The sequence below is a fragment of the Burkholderia sp. LAS2 genome (genome assembly GCF_018417615.1).
Lineage (GTDB): Bacteria > Pseudomonadota > Gammaproteobacteria > Burkholderiales > Burkholderiaceae > Burkholderia > Burkholderia sola.
On the sequence record NZ_CP071052.1, the window covers coordinates 3,183,295 to 3,203,771 of the forward strand.

The 20,477-nt window shown below is 67.7% G+C and carries 20 protein-coding genes and 1 tRNA gene; 9 read left to right on the forward strand and 12 right to left on the reverse strand.

Going from position 1 to position 20,477, the window contains the following annotated elements; all coding sequences use genetic code 11:
• Nucleotides 1-16 precede the first annotated feature (16 nt).
• Together JYG37_RS14755 and JYG37_RS14760 are read right to left on the reverse strand one after the other, a co-directional pair.
• The gene (locus tag JYG37_RS14755) at nt 17-433 is read right to left on the reverse strand and encodes a DNA polymerase III subunit chi (protein WP_050012070.1); all 417 of its coding nucleotides are present in this window, start codon (nt 431-433) and stop codon (nt 17-19) included.
• Between the two features lie 34 nt (nt 434-467).
• Nucleotides 468-1,979 carry a leucyl aminopeptidase gene (locus JYG37_RS14760; RefSeq protein ID WP_050012071.1) on the reverse strand — a complete coding sequence of 504 codons (1,512 nt, stop codon included), beginning with the start codon at nt 1,977-1,979 and terminating at the stop codon, nt 468-470.
• Between the two features lie 122 nt (nt 1,980-2,101).
• On the opposite strand from JYG37_RS14760, the gene lptF reads away from it, so the two are divergent.
• Genes lptF through JYG37_RS14775 form a run of 3 tightly spaced genes read left to right on the forward strand, consistent with a single transcriptional unit; the run spans nt 2,102 to nt 4,756 of the window.
• The gene (gene lptF / locus JYG37_RS14765) at nt 2,102-3,196 is read left to right on the forward strand and encodes an LPS export ABC transporter permease LptF (protein WP_050012072.1); all 1,095 of its coding nucleotides are present in this window, start codon (nt 2,102-2,104) and stop codon (nt 3,194-3,196) included.
• A 3-nt stretch (nt 3,197-3,199) separates the two neighbouring features.
• Entirely contained in the window at nt 3,200-4,348 is a 1,149-nt protein-coding gene (lptG, locus tag JYG37_RS14770) for an LPS export ABC transporter permease LptG (RefSeq protein WP_050012073.1), read from the forward strand.
• 27 nt (nt 4,349-4,375) lie between these two features.
• Complete coding sequence (locus tag JYG37_RS14775; protein WP_050012074.1) at nt 4,376-4,756, forward strand: sirohydrochlorin chelatase; 381 nt, start codon at nt 4,376-4,378, stop codon at nt 4,754-4,756.
• 84 nt (nt 4,757-4,840) lie between these two features.
• Here JYG37_RS14775 and cobA read toward each other — a convergent pair whose 3' ends face one another.
• The 6 genes from cobA to JYG37_RS14805 all read right to left on the reverse strand — a co-directional run bounded on the left by cobA (nt 4,841) and on the right by JYG37_RS14805 (nt 11,018).
• Entirely contained in the window at nt 4,841-5,590 is a 750-nt protein-coding gene (gene cobA, locus JYG37_RS14780; protein WP_050012075.1) for a uroporphyrinogen-III C-methyltransferase, read from the reverse strand.
• A 60-nt stretch (nt 5,591-5,650) separates the two neighbouring features.
• Nucleotides 5,651-6,967, reverse strand: a complete 1,317-nt coding sequence (locus JYG37_RS14785) for a sulfate adenylyltransferase subunit 1 (protein WP_050012076.1) — start codon at nt 6,965-6,967, stop codon at nt 5,651-5,653.
• Nucleotides 6,968-6,989: 22 nt separating this feature from the next.
• Nucleotides 6,990-7,952: a sulfate adenylyltransferase subunit CysD gene (cysD, locus tag JYG37_RS14790; RefSeq protein WP_050012077.1), complete on the reverse strand. Its 963-nt coding sequence runs from the start codon at nt 7,950-7,952 to the stop codon at nt 6,990-6,992.
• A gap of 75 nt (nt 7,953-8,027) precedes the next feature.
• On the reverse strand, nt 8,028-8,774 hold the full coding sequence (locus JYG37_RS14795) for a phosphoadenylyl-sulfate reductase (RefSeq protein WP_050012078.1): 747 nt from the start codon (nt 8,772-8,774) through the stop codon (nt 8,028-8,030).
• Nucleotides 8,771-9,313 carry a DUF934 domain-containing protein gene (locus JYG37_RS14800; RefSeq protein WP_050012079.1) on the reverse strand — a complete coding sequence of 181 codons (543 nt, stop codon included), beginning with the start codon at nt 9,311-9,313 and terminating at the stop codon, nt 8,771-8,773. The genes JYG37_RS14795 and JYG37_RS14800 overlap by 4 nt, the downstream gene beginning before the upstream one ends.
• A 25-nt stretch (nt 9,314-9,338) precedes the next feature.
• Complete coding sequence (locus tag JYG37_RS14805) at nt 9,339-11,018, reverse strand: nitrite/sulfite reductase (RefSeq protein WP_124554760.1); 1,680 nt, start codon at nt 11,016-11,018, stop codon at nt 9,339-9,341.
• A gap of 214 nt (nt 11,019-11,232) precedes the next feature.
• Between JYG37_RS14805 and JYG37_RS14810 the strand changes: the two genes are divergently transcribed.
• The 3 genes from JYG37_RS14810 to JYG37_RS14820 all read left to right on the forward strand — a co-directional run bounded on the left by JYG37_RS14810 (nt 11,233) and on the right by JYG37_RS14820 (nt 13,594).
• Nucleotides 11,233-12,174 carry a CysB family HTH-type transcriptional regulator gene (locus JYG37_RS14810; RefSeq protein ID WP_006478072.1) on the forward strand — a complete coding sequence of 314 codons (942 nt, stop codon included), beginning with the start codon at nt 11,233-11,235 and terminating at the stop codon, nt 12,172-12,174.
• 64 nt (nt 12,175-12,238) lie between these two features.
• Entirely contained in the window at nt 12,239-13,414 is a 1,176-nt protein-coding gene (locus JYG37_RS14815; protein WP_050012081.1) for an ABC transporter substrate-binding protein, read from the forward strand.
• A gap of 95 nt (nt 13,415-13,509) precedes the next feature.
• Nucleotides 13,510-13,594, forward strand: a tRNA-Leu gene (locus tag JYG37_RS14820).
• A gap of 128 nt (nt 13,595-13,722) precedes the next feature.
• On the opposite strand, the gene JYG37_RS14825 is transcribed toward JYG37_RS14820, so the two are convergent.
• Nucleotides 13,723-14,625 carry a LysR family transcriptional regulator gene (locus JYG37_RS14825; RefSeq protein ID WP_124631837.1) on the reverse strand — a complete coding sequence of 301 codons (903 nt, stop codon included), beginning with the start codon at nt 14,623-14,625 and terminating at the stop codon, nt 13,723-13,725.
• 120 nt (nt 14,626-14,745) lie between these two features.
• Between JYG37_RS14825 and JYG37_RS14830 the strand changes: the two genes are divergently transcribed.
• The gene (locus tag JYG37_RS14830; protein WP_050017515.1) at nt 14,746-15,483 is read left to right on the forward strand and encodes an SDR family oxidoreductase; all 738 of its coding nucleotides are present in this window, start codon (nt 14,746-14,748) and stop codon (nt 15,481-15,483) included.
• 44 nt (nt 15,484-15,527) lie between these two features.
• Nucleotides 15,528-16,427, forward strand: coding sequence for an SDR family oxidoreductase (locus tag JYG37_RS14835; protein ID WP_213345544.1), 900 nt, complete (start codon nt 15,528-15,530; stop codon nt 16,425-16,427).
• A 30-nt stretch (nt 16,428-16,457) separates the two neighbouring features.
• Here the strand turns inward: JYG37_RS14835 and JYG37_RS14840 are convergent, their stop codons facing one another.
• The gene (locus JYG37_RS14840; protein ID WP_213345545.1) at nt 16,458-17,348 is read right to left on the reverse strand and encodes an alpha/beta fold hydrolase; all 891 of its coding nucleotides are present in this window, start codon (nt 17,346-17,348) and stop codon (nt 16,458-16,460) included.
• 106 nt (nt 17,349-17,454) lie between these two features.
• Here JYG37_RS14840 and JYG37_RS14845 point away from each other — a divergent pair, with 106 nt between their 5' ends.
• Nucleotides 17,455-18,342 carry a LysR substrate-binding domain-containing protein gene (locus JYG37_RS14845; protein WP_213345547.1) on the forward strand — a complete coding sequence of 296 codons (888 nt, stop codon included), beginning with the start codon at nt 17,455-17,457 and terminating at the stop codon, nt 18,340-18,342.
• Nucleotides 18,343-18,453: 111 nt separating this feature from the next.
• On the opposite strand, the gene JYG37_RS14850 is transcribed toward JYG37_RS14845, so the two are convergent.
• Both JYG37_RS14850 and JYG37_RS14855 read right to left on the reverse strand, forming a co-directional pair.
• Nucleotides 18,454-19,383 carry a LysR family transcriptional regulator gene (locus tag JYG37_RS14850; RefSeq protein ID WP_213345549.1) on the reverse strand — a complete coding sequence of 310 codons (930 nt, stop codon included), beginning with the start codon at nt 19,381-19,383 and terminating at the stop codon, nt 18,454-18,456.
• Between the two features lie 164 nt (nt 19,384-19,547).
• Nucleotides 19,548-20,321 (reverse strand): SDR family oxidoreductase, encoded by a 774-nt coding sequence (locus JYG37_RS14855; RefSeq protein WP_027785181.1) that lies wholly within the window; start codon nt 20,319-20,321, stop codon nt 19,548-19,550.
• Between the last annotated feature and the right edge of the window lie 156 nt (nt 20,322-20,477).

Sequence of the window (20,477 nt, forward strand, 5' to 3'; positions counted from 1 at the left end):
CCGTCGACGGTTGCGGCTAGCCGCCCTGCTTGTAGTTGTTCAGCGCGTAGCCGCGGTCGCGGTAGAACCGGTAGCGGTCGCGGCCCGCGGCCAGCTCGTCCGGCGCGTTGCCGACCACTTCGAGCAGGCGCTCGAAGCGGGCGAACTGCGCGGGCACGGTCGCGCCGAGGTTCAGCAGCACGTGATGATGCGGCGCGCGGTCGAGATCGGCGGCCAGCACGATCGGCGTACCGGCTGCGTGCTCGCTGTCGACGCCGCAATGCGGGATGAAATCGAGCGGCGAGAACGTCCAGAGCCGCTCGTCGAGCGCGCGCAGGCGCGCGGGCTCGGCGAGCACGACGACTGGCTGCCCGGCCAGATAGGCCTTGCGCAGCAGCCGGCACGCGTACGCGAGCGAATCGCCGACGTTCGAGTGGAAATCGATCCGCGTCATTGCCCGCGCACCCGCGGCGTCGTCAGCCCCGCCATCACTGGCCGGCGCGGTCGATCAGGAACTGCGCGAGCAGCGGCACCGGACGCCCCGTCGCGCCCTTCGCGGCACCGCCCTTCCATGCGGTGCCCGCGATGTCGAGGTGAGCCCACGGATAGCTGTCGGTGAAGCGCGACAGGAAGCATGCGGCCGTCACGGCGCCGGCCGGACGCCCGCCGATGTTCGCGAGATCCGCGAAATTCGACTTCAGCTGATCCTGGTATTCGTCGTCGAGCGGCATGCGCCATGCCGGGTCGTTCGCCTCGCGCGATGCGTCGAGCAGTTCGCCCGCGAGCGCGTCGTTGGTCGAGAACAGCCCGCTGTTGTGGCCGCCCAGCGCGATCACGCACGCGCCCGTCAGCGTCGCGACGTCGATCACGGCGGCCGGCTTGAAGCGCTCGGCATACGTGAGTGCGTCGCACAGGATCAGGCGGCCTTCGGCGTCGGTGTTCAGGACCTCGATCGTCAGCCCCTTCATGCTGGTGACGATGTCGCCCGGCTTCGTCGCGTTGCCGCCCGGCATGTTCTCGCAGGTCGGCACGATCGCGACGACGTTGATCTTCAGGCCCATCTCGGCGACCGCGCGGATCGTGCCGAGCACCGAGCCCGCGCCGCACATGTCGTACTTCATCTCGTCCATGCCTTCGCCCGGCTTCAGCGAGATGCCGCCCGTATCGAACGTGATGCCCTTGCCGACCAGCACGACCGGCGCGGCCTTCGCGGCGCCGCCCTGGTAGTGCAGCACGATGAACTGCGGCGGCTCGACCGATGCGCGCGCGACCGACAGGAACGACCCCATCTTCAGCGCCTGGATCTGCTTGAGCCCGAGCACTTCGGCCTTCAGGCCCCAATCCTTCGCGATCTGCTTCGCGGTGTTGCCCAGGTAGGTCGGCGTGCAGACGTTGCCCGGCAGGTTGCCGAGGTCGCGGGTCAGATCCATCCCGTTCGCGAGCGCGACGGCCTGCTTGATCGCGACCTTCGCGGCCTTTTCGTCGGCCGGATCGACGCTGAACACGACGCGCTTGAGCGTGTGCGACGCCGGTTCCGGCTTGCTCTTCATCTGCGTGAAGCGGTACGTCTCGTTGCGCAGCGCGAGGATCGCGGCGCGCACGCCCCAGTCGGAGCTGCGCTCGTCGACCGGCAGTTGCGCGAGCGAGAACGTGACCTGGACGACCTTGGTCGCCAGCAGCGCGCGCCACGCGGCCGTCACCGCATCGTTGTAGGCTTTCTGATTGAAAGCATCCTGCTTGCCGAGCCCGACGAGCAGCACGCGCGACGCGCCGATGCCCGATACTTCGTGCAGGAACAGCGTCTTGCCGCGCTTGCCGTCCATGTCGCCGGCCTTCACCACGCGCGAGATCAGCCCCTTGGTGGCCGTGTCGATGTCGAGCGCCGCGCCCGACAGCGTCTGCGCCTCGAAGATGCCGAGCACGATGCAGTCGGACTTCCCGGTCAGGAACCCCTTGGCTTCGCCTTTGCTCCAATCACAGCCTTTTATGCTAAAGTCCATCGCGCTTGTCCTCGGATAAAATCTGGGCTAAGGATGAAAGCCGCAATTATCCGCTATTTTTCCCGTGGCGGCGCGAGCGCCCCACCACGCGTGCGCAGCCTCCCGCCCTCTTCTCATCAAGAATGATCTTCGAACGCTCCCTCCAGCGCGAGCTTGCGTATACGGCTGGCGCCGTGTTCATGGTGCTGCTCACGATCATGCTCACGACGATGATGATTCGCATCGTCGGCTACGCCGCGTCCGGCGAAATCGATCCGCGGGACGTGCTCGTGCTGATCGGCCTGACCGTGATCGGCTATCTCGCCGTGATGCTGGTCGTCACGCTGTTCGTGTCGATCCTGTTCGTGCTGACCCGGTGGTACCGGGACTCCGAAATGGTCGTGTGGCTCGCGTCTGGCGTGAGCCTCACCCGCCTCATCAAGCCAATCGGCGTGTTCGCCGCGCCGATCATCCTGCTGATCACGTTCTTCGCGTTCGTCGGCTGGCCGTGGTCGAACCAGCAGAGCAAGCTGATCAAGGCGCGCTTCCAGCAGCGCGACGAAATCTCGCTGCTGGCGCCCGGCCAGTTCCGCGAATCGGCCGCGAACCATCGGGTGTTCTTCATCGAGAAGATGTCGCCCGACCAGAGCAAGGTGCAGAACGTCTTCGTCACGTCGACGGAAAACGGCAAGCTCAACGTGGTCGTGTCGCAAACCGGCCATACGGAAACCTCGAAGGACGGCGATCGCTTCGTCGTCCTCGAGGACGGCCGCCGCTACGACGGTACGCCCGGCCAGCCGAACTTCAAGATCATGGAGTTCGAGCGCTACGGCGTGAAGATCACGAGCAAGCCGGTCGTCAACGTGCAGACCACCAACAGCACGCCCACGCCCGACCTGCTGCGCAACCCGACGCGCGACAACCTCGCGGAATTCGCGTGGCGCGCGGGGCTGCCGCTGATCGCGATCAACCTGATGGTGCTCGGCATCCCACTCTCGTACCAGAACCCGCGCCGCAGCCGCACGATCAACCTCGTGATGGCCGTGCTGATCTACCTCACGTACTCGAACCTGCTGAACGTCGTGCAGGCGCAGATCGAGCAGGGCAAGATGTCGTTCGGCGTCGGTCTGGTCGGCCTGCACGTGCTCGTCGCGGCGATCGTCGCATTCATTTTCTGGTTGCGCGTGCGCAATCGTCCGCTGTTGACACGCGCGCTGTTCGGCCGCTCGGGAGCATGATCGATGCGGCTCTATGAAAAGTACTTCGCGCGGCAAATTTACGTCACGTTCGTCTTCATCCTGTTCGCGTTCTCTGGTCTGTTCTTCTTCTTCGACCTGATCAGCGAACTGAATTCGGTCGGGCACGGCAACTACAAGTTCGGCTACGCGGTGCTGCGCGTCGCGCTGCAGACGCCGTCGCGCTTCTACGAGATCATCCCGGTCGCCGCGCTGATCAGCGCGATCTACGTGTTCGCGCAGATGGCCGCGAACTCGGAATTCACGATCTTCCGCGTGTCGGGCCTCGCGACCAACCAGGCGCTGCGCTCGCTGCTGAAGATCGGCGTGCCGCTCGTGATCGTCACCTACCTGATCGGCGAATTCGTCGGCCCGTACGCCGACCAGTTGTCCGAACGCGTGCGGCTGCAGGCGCTCGGCGCATCGGTGTCGTCGAACTTCCAGTCGGGCGTGTGGGTGAAGGACACGCTCGCGGCCCGCGAGAACGGCGAGCAGGTCACGCGCTTCGTCAACGTCGGCAGCCTGTCGCCCGACTCGACGATCAGCAACGTGCGCATCTACGAATTCGACTCGAAATTCCAGCTGCAGAACGTGCGGATCGCGCAGACCGGCCGCTACGAGCCGCCCGGCCACTGGCTGCTGACGGGCGTCACCGAAACCGAGCTGACGCCGATCAAGCCGATCAGCGGCCAGCCGGCCGATGCGCTGAACCCCGTGTACCGGTCGCAGCAGGTGTCGCTGCCCGAATACCGGCTGCGGTCCGACCTGACGCCGCAGATCCTGTCGGTGCTGCTCGTGTCGCCGGAGCGCATGTCGATCATCAACCTGTTCCGCTACATCCAGCACTTGCGCGAAAACCAGCAGGACACGCAGCGCTACGACATCGCGCTGTGGCGCAAGCTGCTGTATCCGTTCGCGGTGTTCGTGATGCTCGTGCTGTCGCTGCCGTTCGCGTATCTGCACACGCGGGCCGGCGTGGTCGGCGTGAAGGTGTTCGGCGGCATCATGCTCGGCATGAGCTTCCAGCTGCTCAACACGCTGTTCTCGCACATCGGCACGCTGAACACGTGGCCCGCGCCGCTCACCGCCGCGACGCCGGGCCTCATCTATCTCGCGCTCGGCCTGTTCGCGCTCAAATGGGTCGACCGGCACTGAGCGCCGCGTCGCGACGGAGGCTTCGACATGCATTCGCACGGTATCGTCCTGTTCGGCCACGGCGCCCGCGACCCGCGCTGGGCCGAGCCGTTCGAGCGGCTCGCCGCGCGGCTGCGCGGCGCCTCCCCGGCCGCGCAGGTGTCGCTCGCGTTCCTCGAACTGATGACGCCGTCGCTCGGTGAGGCCGTGGCCGCGCAAGTCGCGGCCGGCTGCGCGCGCATCACCGTGGTGCCCGTATTCTTCGGCCAGGGCGGCCATGTCCGCCGCGACCTGCCGCAGCTCGTCGACGCATGCCGCGCCGCGCATCCGGGCGTCGAGATCCGTTGCGCGACGGCGGTCGGTGAAGACGACGGCGTGCTCGACGCGGTCGCGCGCTATTGCATCGAGCAGGTCGGCGACGACACGTAGCAGCCGGCGCATTCGTCGTACCCAACGAAAAAGCGCCGGCATCTGCCAGCGCTTTTTTCGTTTGGGACTGCGTTCGAGCCGCGCTCAGGCGGCATTGCGGATTGGATCGCCCGCCTGCGCGAGCCGTGCGCGTTCGGCGAACGCATCGCCGATCATCAGCAGGCTCGGCTCCGCCGGATCGAGCCACGCCTGCGCGTCGCCGGCCGCCATCTGCGCGAGCGTGAGCGTCAGCGTGCGTTCGCGCGCGGTGCTGCAGGCCTCGACGATCGCCACCGGCGTCGCCGGCGCACGGCCGGCGTCGATCAGCTCCTGCGCGATGCCGGGCGCGCTGTCGCGGCCCATGTAGTAGACGATCGAATCGGCGCGTGCGGCTTCGCGGATCTCGTCGCTGCCCGGTGCGCGGCTGTGCGTCGCGAACGCGACGCTGCGCGACACGCCGCGCAACGTCAGCGAACGCTTCAGCGTCGCCGCGCCGGCCAGCGCTGCGGTGATGCCCGGCACGACCTCGTAGTCGATGCCGGCCGCTTCGAGCGCCCGCATTTCCTCTTCGGCTCGGCCGAACAGCATCGGATCACCACCCTTCAGCCGCACGACGCATGCATGCTCGCGCGCCGCATCGACGATCTGCTTGTTGATGAAATGCTGCGCGGTCGAACGCTGCCCGCAGCGCTTGCCGACCGCGATCTTGCGCGCGCTCGGCGCATAGTCGAGCATCGCGGGCTCGACGAGCGCGTCGTGCAGCACGACGTCGGCCTGCTCGAGCAGCCGCACGCCGCGTACCGTGATGAGATCCGCGGCGCCCGGCCCTGCTCCGATCAGATATACCTTGCCCATGTTTGTCGCTTCGCTAGGGTCCTGCCGCGGCGGCCGGTTCGCCGCCGCGCAGATTGACGATTACGCCGAGAACGCGCGGATCATGCCCGCGGCGACCGTGTGATGCGTCGCCTCGTCGATCAGCACGAACGCGCCCGTACCGGGGTGCGCATCGTAGGTGTCGCAGACGATCGGCTTCTGCAGCGTCAGCGCCACGCGGCCGATGTCGTTCATCTTCAGTTCCTGACGGTCGGTCGCGTGCGACAGCGTATGCACGTCGAGCACCTGCTTGACCGCGCCGATCTTCGCGAAGACCGTGCTGGTGGTCTGCTTCAGCAGGTACTTGCGCTGCTGCGACAGCGGCGCGTCGTCGAACCAGCACAGGTCGGCTTCCAGCTTCTTGGCCGGCTCGACCGGCTCGGCCGTCGTGACGAACATGTCGCCGCGCGACACGTCGACGTCCTCTTCGAGACGGATCGTCACCGTCTGGCCCGCGAACGCGTGCGCGACCGACGCGGTGCCGCCCGGCACCGGTGCGACGATCTCGGCAACGGTCGCGGTGCGGTTCGACGGCAGCACGACGATCGCGTCGCCGACCTTCACTTCGCCCGACTCGATCCGGCCCATGTAGCCGCGGAAATCGTCGGCCGAGCTGCCGTCCTGGCGCGCGACCCACTGCACCGGGAAGCGCAGCGCGTCATGCGCCTGCGTCTCGACCGGCAGCGACTCGAGCACGTCGAGCAGCGGCTCGCCCGCGTACCACGGCATGCGCTCGCTCGCGCCGACGATGTTGTCGCCCTTCAGCGCCGACACCGGCACGAAGCGCACGTCGGTCAGGCCGAGCTGCTTCGCGAGCGCGACGTACGCGTCGCGGATCTCGTTGAAGCGCGCCTCGCTGTAGTCGACGAGGTCCATCTTGTTGATCGCGACGATCACGTGCTGCAGCCCGAGCAGCTTGACGATCGCGCTGTGGCGCTTGGTCTGCGGCAGCAGTTGCACGACGCCGTTCTCGACCGTGATGCGCGTCGCGTCGATCAGCACGATCGCCGCGTGCGCGGTCGATGCGCCCGTCACCATGTTGCGCGTGTACTGCTCGTGGCCCGGCGTGTCGGCGATGATGAACTTGCGCTTCGCGGTCGCGAAGTAGCGGTACGCGACGTCGATCGTGATGCCCTGCTCGCGCTCGGCTTCGAGGCCGTCCGTCAGCAGCGCGAGATCGAGCTCGTCGCCGACCGTGCGCTTGTTCTTCGCGCGCGACAGCGCGGACAGCTGGTCGGACAGCACGGCCTTGCTGTCGTACAGCAGGCGGCCGATCAGCGTGCTCTTGCCGTCGTCGACGCTGCCCGCGGTGATGAAGCGCAACACGCCGAGGTCTTCGTTGTTCTCGATGATGCTCATGATGTGAATGTCCTCGTGTGCTTCAGAAATAACCTTGCTTCTTGCGCTGTTCCATCGCGGCTTCGGATGCCTGGTCGTCCATCCGGGTCGCGCCGCGCTCAGTGATCTCGGTCACCGCCGTCTCGGCGATGATCTTCTCGACGTCGTCCGCGTCGCTCTCGACCGGGCACGTGCAGCTGATGTCGCCGACCGTGCGGAAGCGCACTTGCGCGAGCTCGCTCGTCTCGCCGTCACGCATCGGCGTGAGCGGCGTGACCGGCACGAGCAGCCCGTTGCGGCGCACGATCTCGCGCTGGTGCGCGTAGTAGATCGACGGCAGTTCGAGATTCTCGCGTGCGATGTACTGCCACACGTCGAGCTCGGTCCAGTTCGAGATCGGGAACACGCGCAGATGCTCGCCCTTGTGCAGGCGGGCGTTGTACAGGCTCCACAGTTCCGGGCGCTGCGCCTTCGGGTCCCACTGGCCGAATTCATCGCGGAACGAGAAGATGCGTTCCTTCGCACGTGCCTTCTCTTCGTCGCGACGCGCGCCGCCGATCAGCGCCGTGTAACCGTGCTGCTCGATCGTTTCCAGCAGCGTGACGGCCTGCGCGGCATTGCGCGAATCGGTTTCGCGGCGCAGCACGACCGTGCCGCGCTTGATCGAATCCTCGACGTGGCCGACCACCAGCTCGGCGCCGAGCTCTTGCGCACGGCGATCGCGGAAGTCGATCACTTCCTCGTAGTTGTGGCCCGTGTCGATGTGCACGAGCGGGAACGGCAGCGACGTCTTGCGGCTCGCGCCGAGGCCGAAGGCCTTCAGCGCCAGATGCAGCACGACGACCGAATCCTTGCCGCCCGAGAACAGCAGCGCCGGCTTGCTGCATTCGGCAACGAGTTCGCGCAGGATGTGGATCGACTCGGCTTCGAGCCAGTCGAGGTGGCCCATGCGGCTGCTGTCGCCGGTGGGCGGGGCAAAGGCGGATTGCTCGAGCGTCGTGCTCATGATTTCAGTCCTTCTCTTCTGGGTTCGTGCCGCCCGCTGTCGCAGGCGGCGCAATATTCAGTTTCTTGTCGGTCTTCAGTGCGCGGCGCCGGCTTCGGCGTTCGCGGGAATCGGCGTGATCGTCGTGATGTGCAGCCCGCATTCCTTCGTGTCGCGCGACTCCCACCACCAGCGGCCCGCGCGGCTGTCTTCGCCCGGACGGATCGCGCGCGTGCACGGCTCGCAGCCGATGCTCGGGTAGCCGCGCGCATGCAGCGGGTTGACCGGCACGTCGAACGCCTTAAGGTACGTCCACACGTCGGCTTCCGTCCAGTCGGCGAGCGGGTTGTACTTCGCGATCCCGCGCGCTTCGTCCTGTTCTTCCTCGTGCAGCTCCGCGCGCGTGACCGACTGCTCGCGGCGCTGGCCCGTGACCCACGCGCCGACGTCGGCCAGCGCGCGGTTCAGCGGCTCGACCTTGCGGATGTGGCAGCACGACTTGCGCAGCTCGACGCTCTCGTAGAACGCATTCAGACCGTGCTCGGCCACGTACTGGTCGACCGCGTCCTGCCGCGGATGGAACTGCTCGATCTCGTAGCCGTAGCGCTCGCGCACGCGGTCGATCATGCCGAGCGTTTCCGCGTGCAGGCGGCCCGTGTTCAGCGAGAAGATGCCGATCGACACGCCCTTCGACAGGATCGCGTGCGTGAGCAGCATGTCTTCCGCGGCGAGGCTGCTCGCGAATTTCACCTTGTCGTGACGCTCGCCGATCTGCGCGAGCAGCGCGTCGAGGCGCTCGACCTTCGCGGCAAGCTCCGGCGTCAGCGCGGTGACGGTGCTCATGCGCTCACCTTCGTGTCGACCGCCGCCTCGCGGCGGCGGAACAGCGGCGCCGGCTCGTCGAACGCGCCCTGGTAACGCTGCGTGAATTCCGTGAACGCATTCAGCGCGTCGTGGATGTCCTTGTCGGCACGCACCGCGAATGCGTCGAAGCCGCAACGCGACATGTACAGCAGCTGGTCGCGCAGCACGTCGCCGATCGCGCGCAACTCGCCGGTCCAGCCATGGCGCTCGCGCAACAGGCGCGCGATGCTGTAGCCGCGGCCGTCCGCGAAGCGCGGGAAATCCACGGCGATCAGCGAAATCGCGCCGAAGTCGGCCACGAGATCGGCCGGTTCGCTGTCCGGCGCGAGCCACACGCCGAGCTCGTCCTTCGTCTTCGCGGCGACGAGCGCCGCGCGCTCGGCCTGCCACCACGCGAACGGCACGAGCACCTTGCCGGCCGGCAATGCGTCGACCGCGGGCAGCGCACCGTCTTCCGCCGCGCGCACGACCTGCCATGCGTCGTCGATCACTGCGCGGTTCTTGATAATCGAAGCCATCTGCAAATTCCCTCTACCCGGTTGGTTACGCGTTCACTGCCTGGCGCGCCGCATACACGCGCTCCTTGAACGGTGCGATGCCGATGCGGTCGTACGTGTCGACGAAGCGCTCGCCGTCGATGCGTGCCTCGACGAACGTATCGATCAGCTTCGCGATCACGTCGGGCACTTCTTCCGCCGAGAACGACGGCCCGATCACGCGGCCGAGGCGCGCGCCGTTGCGGCCCGTGCCCTGCTCGCCGCCGAGCGACACCTGGTACCACTCGGCGCCGTCCTTGTCGACGCCGAGGATGCCGATGTTGCCGACGTGGTGGTGACCGCACGAGTTCATGCAACCGGAAATGTTCAGCGATAGTTCGCCGAGGTCGTACACGTAGTCGAGATCGTCGAAACGCTGCTGGATCGCCAGCGCGATCGGGATCGACTTCGCGTTCGCGAGCGAGCAGAAGTCGCCGCCCGGGCACGCGATGATGTCGGTCAACAGGCCCACGTTCGGCGTCGCGAAACCCGCCGCCTTCGCCTTTTCCCACAGCGCGAACAGGTCGCGCTTCTTCACGTTCGCGAGGATCAGGTTCTGCTCGTGCGACACGCGCAGCTCGCCCAGCGAGTACGCGTCGGCCCAGTCGGCCACCAAGTCCATCTGCGCGTCGGTCGCGTCGCCCGGGGCCACGCGGTGATCCTTCAGCGACAGCGTGACGGCCGCATAGCCCGGCACCTTGTGCGGCGCGACGTTACGCTCGACCCAGCGCGCGAACGCCTTGTTCTCGAGCAGATGCTGTTCGAACGATGCGTCCGTGTCGGGCAGCTTTTCGTAGACGGGCGGCTTGAAGTATTGCGACACGCGGTCGAGTTCGGCCTGCGTGAGCGTCGACGGGCCGTCCTTCAGGTGCTGCCACTCTTCCTCGACCTGCTGCGCGAACTTCGCCGGCGACAGCGCCTTCACGAGGATCTTGATCCGCGCCTTGTACAGGTTGTCGCGGCGGCCGTAGCGGTTGTACACGCGCAGCACGGCTTCGCAGTACGTGAGCAGGTGCTGCCACGGCAGGTCTTCCTTGATCACCGCGCCGATGATCGGCGTGCGGCCGAGGCCGCCGCCCGCGAGGATGCTCGCGACCACCTCGCCCTGCGCGTTCTTCTTCAGGTACACGCCGAGGTCGTGGATCTGCACGGCCGCGCGGTCGTGCTTCGAGCCCGACACCGCGATCTTGAACTTGCGCGGCAGCCACGCGAATTCGGGATGGAACGTCGACCACTGGCGCAGGACCTCGGCCCACGGGCGCGGATCGATCTCTTCGTCCTGGGCGACGCCGGCGAACTGGTCGGCCGTGATGTTGCGGATGCAGTTGCCCGACGTCTGGATCCCGTGCATCTGCACCGACGCGAGCTTCGCGAGGATCTCGGGCGTGTCTTCGAGCTCGATCCAGTTGAACTGGATGTTCGAGCGCGTCGAGAAGTGACCGTAGCCGCGGTCGTGTTCGCGGGCGATGCGGGCCAGCATCCGGAGCTGGTCGCTGCGCAGGTTGCCGTACGGAATCGCGATGCGGTGCATGTACGCATGGCGCTGCATGTACAGGCCGTTCTGCAGACGCAGCGGACGGAATTCGTCTTCGCTCAACTCGCCCGACAGCCGGCGGCGCACCTGGTCGCGGTACTGCGCGACTCGCTCGTCGACGATCGTCTGGTCGTATTGGTCGTACTGATACATTCGGGGACCCCAGGGTTTTCGTGGTGACCGCGCGACGTCCTAGCCACGTCGCGCCCGAATCTCCGTTCCGTCGTCATCGCCGCCAACCGAGGCCGGCTGGATTGCTAATGACGAAAACAGATATCCATATTTGAAAAACTCCGGTGAATCGTAATAAACTCGCCTTATATTTCAAACGACTAAAAAATTCTGTTGATATGCGGAAGGGTTATAAATGAACCTGCACCAATTTCGCTTCGTGCGCGAGGCCGTCCGGCAGAATTTCAACCTCACCGAGGCCGCCAAGGCGCTCTACACGTCGCAACCAGGGGTGTCGAAGGCGATCATCGAGCTCGAGGACGAGCTGGGCGTCGAGATCTTCACGCGGCACGGCAAGCGCGTGCGCTCCCTCACCGAGCCGGGCCGGATCATCCTCGCGTCGGTCGAGCGGATTCTCCAGGAAGTGGAAAGCCTGAAAAGGGTCGGAAAAGATTATGCGGCGCAGGACCAGGGCAACCTGACCATCGCGGCGACCCACACGCAGGCCCGCTACTCGCTGCCGGCCGCGATCGCCGAGTTCAAGAAGCGCTTCCCGAAGGTGCACCTGTCGATCCTGCAAGGCAGCCCGACGCAAGTAGCCGAGATGGTGATCCACGACCAGGCCGATCTCGCGATCGCGACCGAGGCGATCTCCGACTACAAGGAGCTCGTGTCGCTGCCGTGCTTCCAGTGGCATCACGCGGCCGTCGTGCCGGCCGACCATCCGCTGCTCGAACGCAAGCCGGTCACGCTGGACGATCTCGCCCAATACCCGCTGATCACGTACGACGACGCGTTCGCGGGCCGCAAGAAGATCAATCATGCGTTCGCGCTGCGCGGGCTGTCGCCGGACATCGTGCTCGAGGCGATCGACGCCGACGTGATCAAGACCTATGTCGAACTCGGCCTCGGCGTCGGCATCATGGCCGACATCGCGTTCAATCCCGAGCGCGATCGCGGCCTGCGGCTGATCCCGGTCGGCCACCTGTTCGGCAGCAACGTGACGCGCGTCGCGCTCAAGCAGGGCGCCTACCTGCGCAGCTATGTGTATACGCTCGTCGAACTGCTGTCGCCGACGCTGAACCGCAAGCTGATCGAACAGGCGCTCAAGGGCGAAGCCGAATCGTATGAGCTTTGACGGACAGGTATGAACACAGGGGCGCCTGTCGCGCCCCGTTTTGTTGCCCGACGGAGATTCCCGCATGACGCTTCCCGCCCTGCCACGGCTGCCCGCTTCGTTGCGCCGCGCCGCCGGCGCCGCCCTCGTCCTGGCCTGCGCGGCCGCGCATGCCGACCTGAAGGTCGGCGTCGACCTGTCGTCGACCGGCCCGGCCGCCGCGATCGGCATCACGAGCAAGAACGCGATCCTGATGTGGCCGAAGACGATCGCCGGGCAGCCCGTGCAGGTCACGGTGCTCGACGACGCGTCCGATCCGGGCGCCGCGGTGCGCAACATCCGCAAGCTGGTCGACGAGGATCACGTCGACGTCGTGGTCGGCCCGAACATCACGCCGGCCGCGCTCGCGGCGCTCGACGCGGTGGCCGCCGCGCAGACGCCGATGATCACGCTGGTCGGCTCGGGCTCGATCGTCGAGCCGCAGGAAGGCGCGCGAACCTGGGCGTTCAAGATGGCGCAGAGCGACCGCGCGATGGCCGACGTGATGACGCGCTACATGGCCAACCACGGCGTGAAAACGGTCGGCTTCATCGGCTTCGCGGACAGCTATGGCGACAGCTGGCTCAACGAATTCACGCGCTTCGCGGACCTGCGCAAGATCCGCGTGATCGCGACCGAGCGCTTCAACCGCACCGACGCGAGCGTCACGGGTCAGGCGCTGAAGCTGATCGCGGCGAAACCCGACGCGATCCTGATCGCCGGCGCGGGCACGCCGACCGTGCTGCCGCAGCGCACGCTGATCGAGCGCGGCTACAAGGGCGCGATCTACCAGACGCACGGGATCGCGACGCCGGAATTCATCAAGCTCGGCGGCAAGGATGTGGACGGGACGCTGTTCCCGACCCAGCCGGTCGTCGTCGCGCGCACGTTGCCGGCCGACCATCCGGCCCGCCAGGCCGCGCTCGCGTTCGTCGATGCGTACGAGACGAAGTACGGCGCCGGCACGGTCACGCAGTTCGCGGGCGATGCGGCGGGCGTGTATCCGCGCCTCGCCGATGCGGTCGGCCGTGCGCTGAAGGCCGCGCAGCCCGGCACGCCGGCCTTCCGCACGGCGCTGCGGCGCGAACTCGAACGCGCGCACGAGCTCGTCGTGCCGAACGGCGTCGTCAATACGAGCGACAAGGATCACGTGGGGCTCGACCAGCGCGCGAGCGTGATGGGGATCGTGAAACAGGGCCGGTTCGTCTATCTGAGCCAGTGACTTGCATGCCGGGCACCGGGCTGCTTGCCCGGTGCCCCGTTTTCCGCCATAATCCGCGTTTCGCCGCGCACCACCGTATGCGCGGCCAGGATCAAGCCCAGGTGGTGAAATTGGTAGACGCAGGGGACTCAAAATCCCCCGCCGCAAGGCGTGCCGGTTCGATTCCGGCCCTGGGCACCAGTCTTTCGCAGCGTCATGCGCTGCCTTTGTCGAAACCCGCGCAAGCTCGCCGCTTCGCGGGTTTTTTGTTTATGGTGCGCGTTCCGCACCGCACCCAGTGATCGACGGCGGCCTGCCGCCCGGTACGCTCAGGCCATCAACTCGCGGACGAAATCCAGAAACACCCTCACCTTCGCCGAAACGAGATTCGACGCGTGGTGATACGCATAAAGCGGGAACGTCTCGTCCGCCCACTCGGGCAACAACTGCACCAACCGCCCGTCGGCCAGCACGTCCCGCGCATAGAGCTCGAGCAATTGCGCAATGCCGACACCGCCCAGGCACGCGCCGAGCAGCCCGCCCGTATCGTTGACCGTCAGCCTGCCGGCGGCGTCGACCGGCACGACTTCCTTGCCGCGATGAAACTCCCATTCGTACGGCCGCCCCGTCACCGGATCGCGGATCAGCACGCACCGGTGAGCGTCCGCGAGATCCCGAGGGTGCCGCGGTTCGCCATGACGCGCGACGTAGGCCACCGACGCGCAGGTCAGCACGCGCGTCTCGAGCAGCAGCCGCGCGCGATATGACGACGGCTCCGGGATGCCGAAGCGCACCGCCACGTCGAAGCCGTCGGCGACGAGGTCGCCCATCCGGTCCCGCACGCTGATTTCGACCGACAGGTCGGGAAAGCGGTCGAGAAATTCCGCCATCCGCGGCGCCAGCACGTAGTGGCCGAACGTGCCGTCCACGTTGACCCGCAGCCGCCCCCTCACGCGCGCCTTCGACTGGCCGGCGTCGAGCGCCGCCTCCTCGATGCCGGCCAGCAGCGGCGCGACCGCCTCGTAAAAGCGTCGCCCTTCGTCGGTCAACGTGATCGCGCGCGCCGTCCGGTTGAAGATCCGGATGCCGACCCGCTCTTCCAGCCGGGCGACGGCGCGACTCACCGCCGGTTGAGTCAGCCCCATCGCCTCGCCCGCCCGCGCGAAGGTGCCGGCCTCGATCACCGCCGAGAGCACGCCGATACCGCTGAGCAATCTGCTGTCGAATCCCATGAGACATACTTTCAGTCATTCATTGACTGATGATTATTCATTATTTTTATTGATCGAGGAAGCCTACAGTAAGTCCTGTCGCCGGATCGAACGGCATTCAACCTTCATCAGGAGCAGGACATGAGCACATCGGAACAAGTCGCCCTCGTCACGGGTTCGTCGCGCGGCATCGGCGCGGAAATCGCACGCCAGCTCGCCCGGGACGGCTTCCGGGTCGTCGTCAACTATGCCGGCAGCGCCGGCCCGGCCCGCGAAGTGGTCGACGCGATCGTCGCCGACGGCGGCCATGCGGTCGCGGTGCAGGCGAACGTCGCCGATCCAGCGGCCGTGGCCGCGCTGTTCGACGCCACCCGCGACGCATTCGGCGGTCTGGATGTGGTGGTCAATTCCGCAGGCGTGATGAAGCTGTCGGCCATCGCCGACTGCGACGACGCGCTGTTCGACGAAACGTTCGCGATCAACGTGAAAGGCACGTTCAACGTCTGCCGCGAAGCGGCCAGGCGGGTGCGCGACGGCGGGCGCATCATCAACCTGTCGACCAGCGTGATCGGCATGCGCATGCCGACGTACGGCGTGTACGTCGCCAGCAAGGCCGCGGTCGAAAGCCTCACGCAGGTGCTCGCGCAGGAAATGCGCGGGCGCGGCGTCCGCGTGAACGCCGTCGCGCCGGGACCGGTCGCGACCGAGCTGTTCCTGCAGGGCAAGAGCCCCGAACTCATCGATCGGCTCGCGAAGCTGAACCCGCTCGAGCGGCTCGGCCAGCCCGACGACATCGCGCGCGTCGTCGCGTTCCTCGCCGGCCCGGACGGCGCGTGGATCAACGGCCAGATCCTGCGCGCCAACGGCGGCATGTGCTGACGGACCGCTCACCGCCGCCTCATCTTTCCGCCAGGAGAATGCTCATGAACCAAGTCGTCCTCGTCACCGGCGCGTCCAGCGGCTTCGGCTTGCTGACGGCCCAGGCGCTCGCCCGCGCCGGTCACACGGTCTACGCATCGATGCGCGAGAGCGCCGGGCGCAATGCGCCGCGCGTCGCCGCCATCGCCGCCTATGCGCAACAACACGGCGTCGACTTGCGCAGCGTCGAACTCGACGTCGGCGACGACGCCTCCGTCGAGGCCGCCATCGATCGCGTGATCGCCGACAATGGGCGTCTGGACGTCGTCGTCCACAACGCCGGCCATATGGTGTTCGGGCCGGCCGAAGCGTTCACGCCCGAGCAGCTTGCGCAGCTCTACGACGTCAACGTCGTGTCGACCCAGCGCGTGAACCGCGCGGCGCTGCCGCATCTGCGCCGCCAGGGCCGCGGCCTGCTCGTGTGGGTGTCGTCCTCGTCGGCGCGCGGCGGCACGCCGCCGTTCCTCGCGCCCTACTTCGCCGCGAAAGCCGCGATGGACTCGCTCGCCGTGTCCTACGCGGCCGAGCTCGCGCGCTGGGGCATCGAAACGTCGATCGTCGTGCCGGGCGCGTTCACGCGGGGCACGAATCACTTCCTCCATGCGGGCAAGCCGGCCGATACCGCCGTGCAAGCCGCCTACGACGGCGGGCCGTACGCGGGCGTCGCCGATCAGGCGTTGAAGGGCCTCGCCGCGCTTGAACCGGCGGACGCCGACGCGGGCGCCGTCGCCACGGCGATTGCCGAACTCGTCGCGGCGCCGGCCGGCAAGCGCCCGTACCGCGTGTTCGTCGACCCGTCGCAGGACGGCGCCGAGGAAGTGTTCCGCGTCGGCGATCGCATCCGCCGCGAGATGTTCAGGAACATCGGCCTGGGCGACCTGCTCGCGCCGCGCATCGACGGCTGATCGTTCGCGCGCCGGGCCGGCCGGCGCGCGTCAATCCCGCTCGCAGAACCGGAGAATCGCGTCCGCGACCGCCGCCGCGGATTCGCGCTGCGGGAAGTGCCCGATTCCGTCGAGCACCTGCCGCTCGTAGCGCCCGGCGAAGAACCGCTCCCGCCCGGCCGAGCTGTCGGGATGGTTGCAGGTGTCCGCGCCGCCATGCAGCACGAGCGTCGGCACCGCCAGCACGGGCGCCGGGGTCAGCCGCGCGTCGTCGTCGGCATAGGCCGGCGCGCCCGGCGCGAAGCCCCAGCGCTGCCGGTACGAATGCAGTACGACGTCGATCCAGTCGGGTCCGTCGAACGCGACGGCTGCCGCGTCGAAATCGCTGTCGCGATACCAGCCCGGCGGCGACCACGTATCCCACATCAGGCGCGCGAACGCGCGGCGGTCGTGGCGCAGCGCCTGCTCGCCGCGCGGCGTCGCCATGAACCAGTGATACCAGTAGTTGCGCGCCTGCTGCAGCGACAGCGGCTGGGCGGGATCGTTGGTGCCGTACCCGACCGACAGCATCACCAGCTGCGATGCGGCACCGTCGCGCAGCCCGCACGCGTTCGCGGCCGCGCGGGCGCCCCAGTCGTGCCCGACCAGCACGGGCCGCTCGATGCCGAGCACGTCGACGAATTCGAGCAGGTCGCGCCCGAGCGCCGCGAGCTGGCCGCTGCGCGGCACGGATGCGTCGCGAAAGCGCGTCGGCGCGAAGCCGCGCAACGCGGGCGCGAGCACGCGGTAGCCGCGTGCGGCCAGCCCCGCGGCCACCGCCTCCCAGCCGACCGGGCTGTCCGGCCAGCCGTGCAGCAGCACGGCCACGCGCTCGCCGCGCGGGTTCCATTCGAGATAGGCAACGTCCAGCGACGCGGTCGTCGCATGCGTATAGGTCGTCATCGTGTACTCCGTCAGGTCAGCATGAACATCCGATGGTAGGTCGGCCTTTCATCACGATTCGCGGAGTATTATGATTCACTCTTCGAATATTGCGTTGAATCGATCCATGGAACCGCCGACCGATCCCGCGTCGACCGCGCTCGACATCGCGCTGCTGCGCACCTTTCTCGAAGTCGTCGACAGCCGCGGGTTCGCGCCGGCCGCGGAACGGCTCGCACTGACGCCGTCCGCCGTCAGCGGCCACATCAAGCGGCTCGAACAGGCGGCCGGCACCGTGCTGCTGGCGCGCACGACCCGCCGGATCGCGCTGACGCCGGCCGGCGACACGCTGTACGCGTACGCGCGCAACATCGTCGACATGGAGCGCGAGGTGCGCGCGCGGCTGCGCGGCGCACCGGCGCACGGGCCGCTGCGAGTCGGCGCGTCGGAGGATTTCGCGGGCACATGGCTGCCGCAGGTGCTGCGCACGTTCCACGACGGCCATCCGCGCACATCGATCGAACTGAAAGTCGGCATCACCGCGTCGCTGCTACGGGAGCAATCGCTGGGCCGGCTCGACGTCGTGTTCGGCAAGCAGTGCCGACAGGTCGACACGCCCGGCGAACTGCTGTGGGAGGAGCCGCTCGTGTGGGCATTCGCGGCCGATACGGCGCTCGACGCCGAGGAACGCGTGCCGCTCGCGCTGTTTCCGGAACCGTGCGTGTACCGGGAAGCCGCGGTGTCCGCGCTCGCGGCGGCGCTGCGGCCGTTTCGCGTGCTGTTCGAAAGCGCGAGCATGGCCGGCTGCATGTCGGCCGCGCTCGCCGGCTTCGCGGTCACGGCGCTCGCGCGCAGCCAGTTGCGCGACGGCCTGCGCGCGTGCGGGCCGCACGACGGCCTGCCGGCGCTGCCGGCCGCCCGCTTTTACGCATTTGCGTCGAAACCCGCCGGCGTCGGCGCCGCGCTGATCGACGCGGTGCGGGCCACCGGGCGCACGCGGCAGTTCGCCGACTGAGCACGCGCGGCGCGCTCGCCGCACGGGCCGCCGTCTCGCGCCGGCGCCGATCGAGCGGCGTCACGAGTCGGTGATCGGCGGACGGCCGCGGATACCGGCACGATGCCGCTTTCAGTCGCCGCTGTCGCTCGCGCCCGCGTCGTTCAATGCCTCCACCATCAACGCGCCGAACCACTCGATGAACGCGTTGAGCCGCCTCGAGCGATGCCGGCGGTGCGGATACACGGCCGACACGTCCATCGGCTCGGCGCGGTGGCCGGGCATCACGTCGACGAGTGCGCCGCTTGCCAGCAGATGCTCGACGTCGAAGCGCGGAATCTGGATCAGCCCCATTCCCGCGACGCAGCTGGCGATGTAGGTTTCGGCGTTGTTGACGATCACGCGGCTCGGCAGCGTCAGCATGTGCCGCTGCCCGTCCGCGCAATATTCCCAGCCGAGTTCGCGCCCCGTCGTCGGCGACGCATAGCCGATCGCCCGGTGCCCGTGCGCGAGCGCATCCGGATGCTCGGGCACGCCGCATTCGCGCAGGTAGTCGGGGCTCGCGCAGTTGATCAGCGTGAACTGCCCAAGCGGCCGAACGACGAGGCTGCTGTCCGCGAGCCGCCCGACGCGGATCGCGCAATCGACGCCCTCCTGCACGAGGTCGATCGCGCGGTCGGTGGACCCGAGCGACAGTTGCAGCTTCGGGTGGCGGCGAAACAGCGACGGCAGCGCGGGCGCCACGACGCGGCGGGCGATCCGGCTCGGCACGTCGACGTTCAGCCGCCCGACCACGTCGCGGTCGCGGCGCCGGAACAGGCGGTCGAGTTCGTCGGCCTCCGCGAGCAGGCGCCGGCCGCGTTCGAGCAGCAGCGCGCCGTCGGCGGTCAGTTGCACCTGGCGCGTCGTGCGGTGCAGCAGCCGCGTGCCGAGCGCCGTCTCGAGTTGCTGGACGGCCGCCGACACGGTCGCGCGCGGCACGTCGAGCGCATGCGCGGCCTTGATGAAGCTGCCCATCTCGGCAACCTGCAGGAAGATCCTGACCTGATCCAGTTTGTCCATCGACGGGAAACCCGGGTTCGAACGACGGTCGGCGCCGGCCGCCACGCAGCGCGGCTGGCTTCGGCGACAAGAGAAAACGGGCGCGCGGCCTCGTGGCTGCGCGCCCGTCCATTGTCCACGCAAACGCGCCATTGCGGCGCGCCGCGCGGCCGCAAGCGGCCCGGTTACTTGGTCGTATAGCCGCCGTTGATCAGGATCGTCTGGCCCGTGATCCACCAGCCGTCGGTCACGAGATGGCGGATGAACGGCACGACGTCCTCGATGTCGGTCAGCCCGGTCTTGCTGAACGGCGACAGCGCGGCGGCCGTCTTGTGATACGCGACCGCATCGGCGCCCTCGGCCGGATAGAAGAACGGCGTGTCCATCGGGCCCGGCCCGACGGCCGTCACCGAGATCCCGCGTGCGCCGTACTCCTTCGACGCCGCGCGCGTGAAATGCTCGACCGGCGCCTTCGATCCTTCGTACGCCGCGTAGAACGGCGTGAACGCGCCGAGCAGCGACGTCACGAGCGTGACGAGCTTGCCGTGATCCTCGAGATGCCGCCCGGCTTCCTTGATGAAGAAGAACGCCGACTTGCTGTTGACCGCGAACATCTCGTCGTACTCGGCCTCGCTGATCTCGGTGAACGGCTTCTTCAGCACCTTGCCGACCGTGTTGATCGCGATGTCGATCTTGCCGAAGCGCTGCTTCGCGTCGTCGAACAGCTTCTCGACCGCGGCGGCCGTCGTCAGGTCCGCCTGGAACGTCGCGGCTTGCGCGCCAGCCGCGCGCACCGCCGCGGCCGTCTCCTCGGCCTGCGCCTGCGACGCCGCGCTGTTGTAGTGAATCGCCACCGCCTTCGCGCCGTGGCCCGCCAGGTCCCGCGCGATCAGGCCGCCGAGATTCTTTGCGCCGCCTGCGATCAGGACGACCTTGTCTGCGAGCGTATGAGTTGCCACGGTTGACTCCTTTTTTCGTTGAACGAAGCTAGGAGTGTAGGCATACGCGACGCGCCGATCAGCCGGTCGACGCTGGATGGATTATCCAGAAAACCGATCCAATCGAAGCCGCGCAAGGTGATCTGCCGCACCGACGGCGGCGCCGGATTCTGCGAC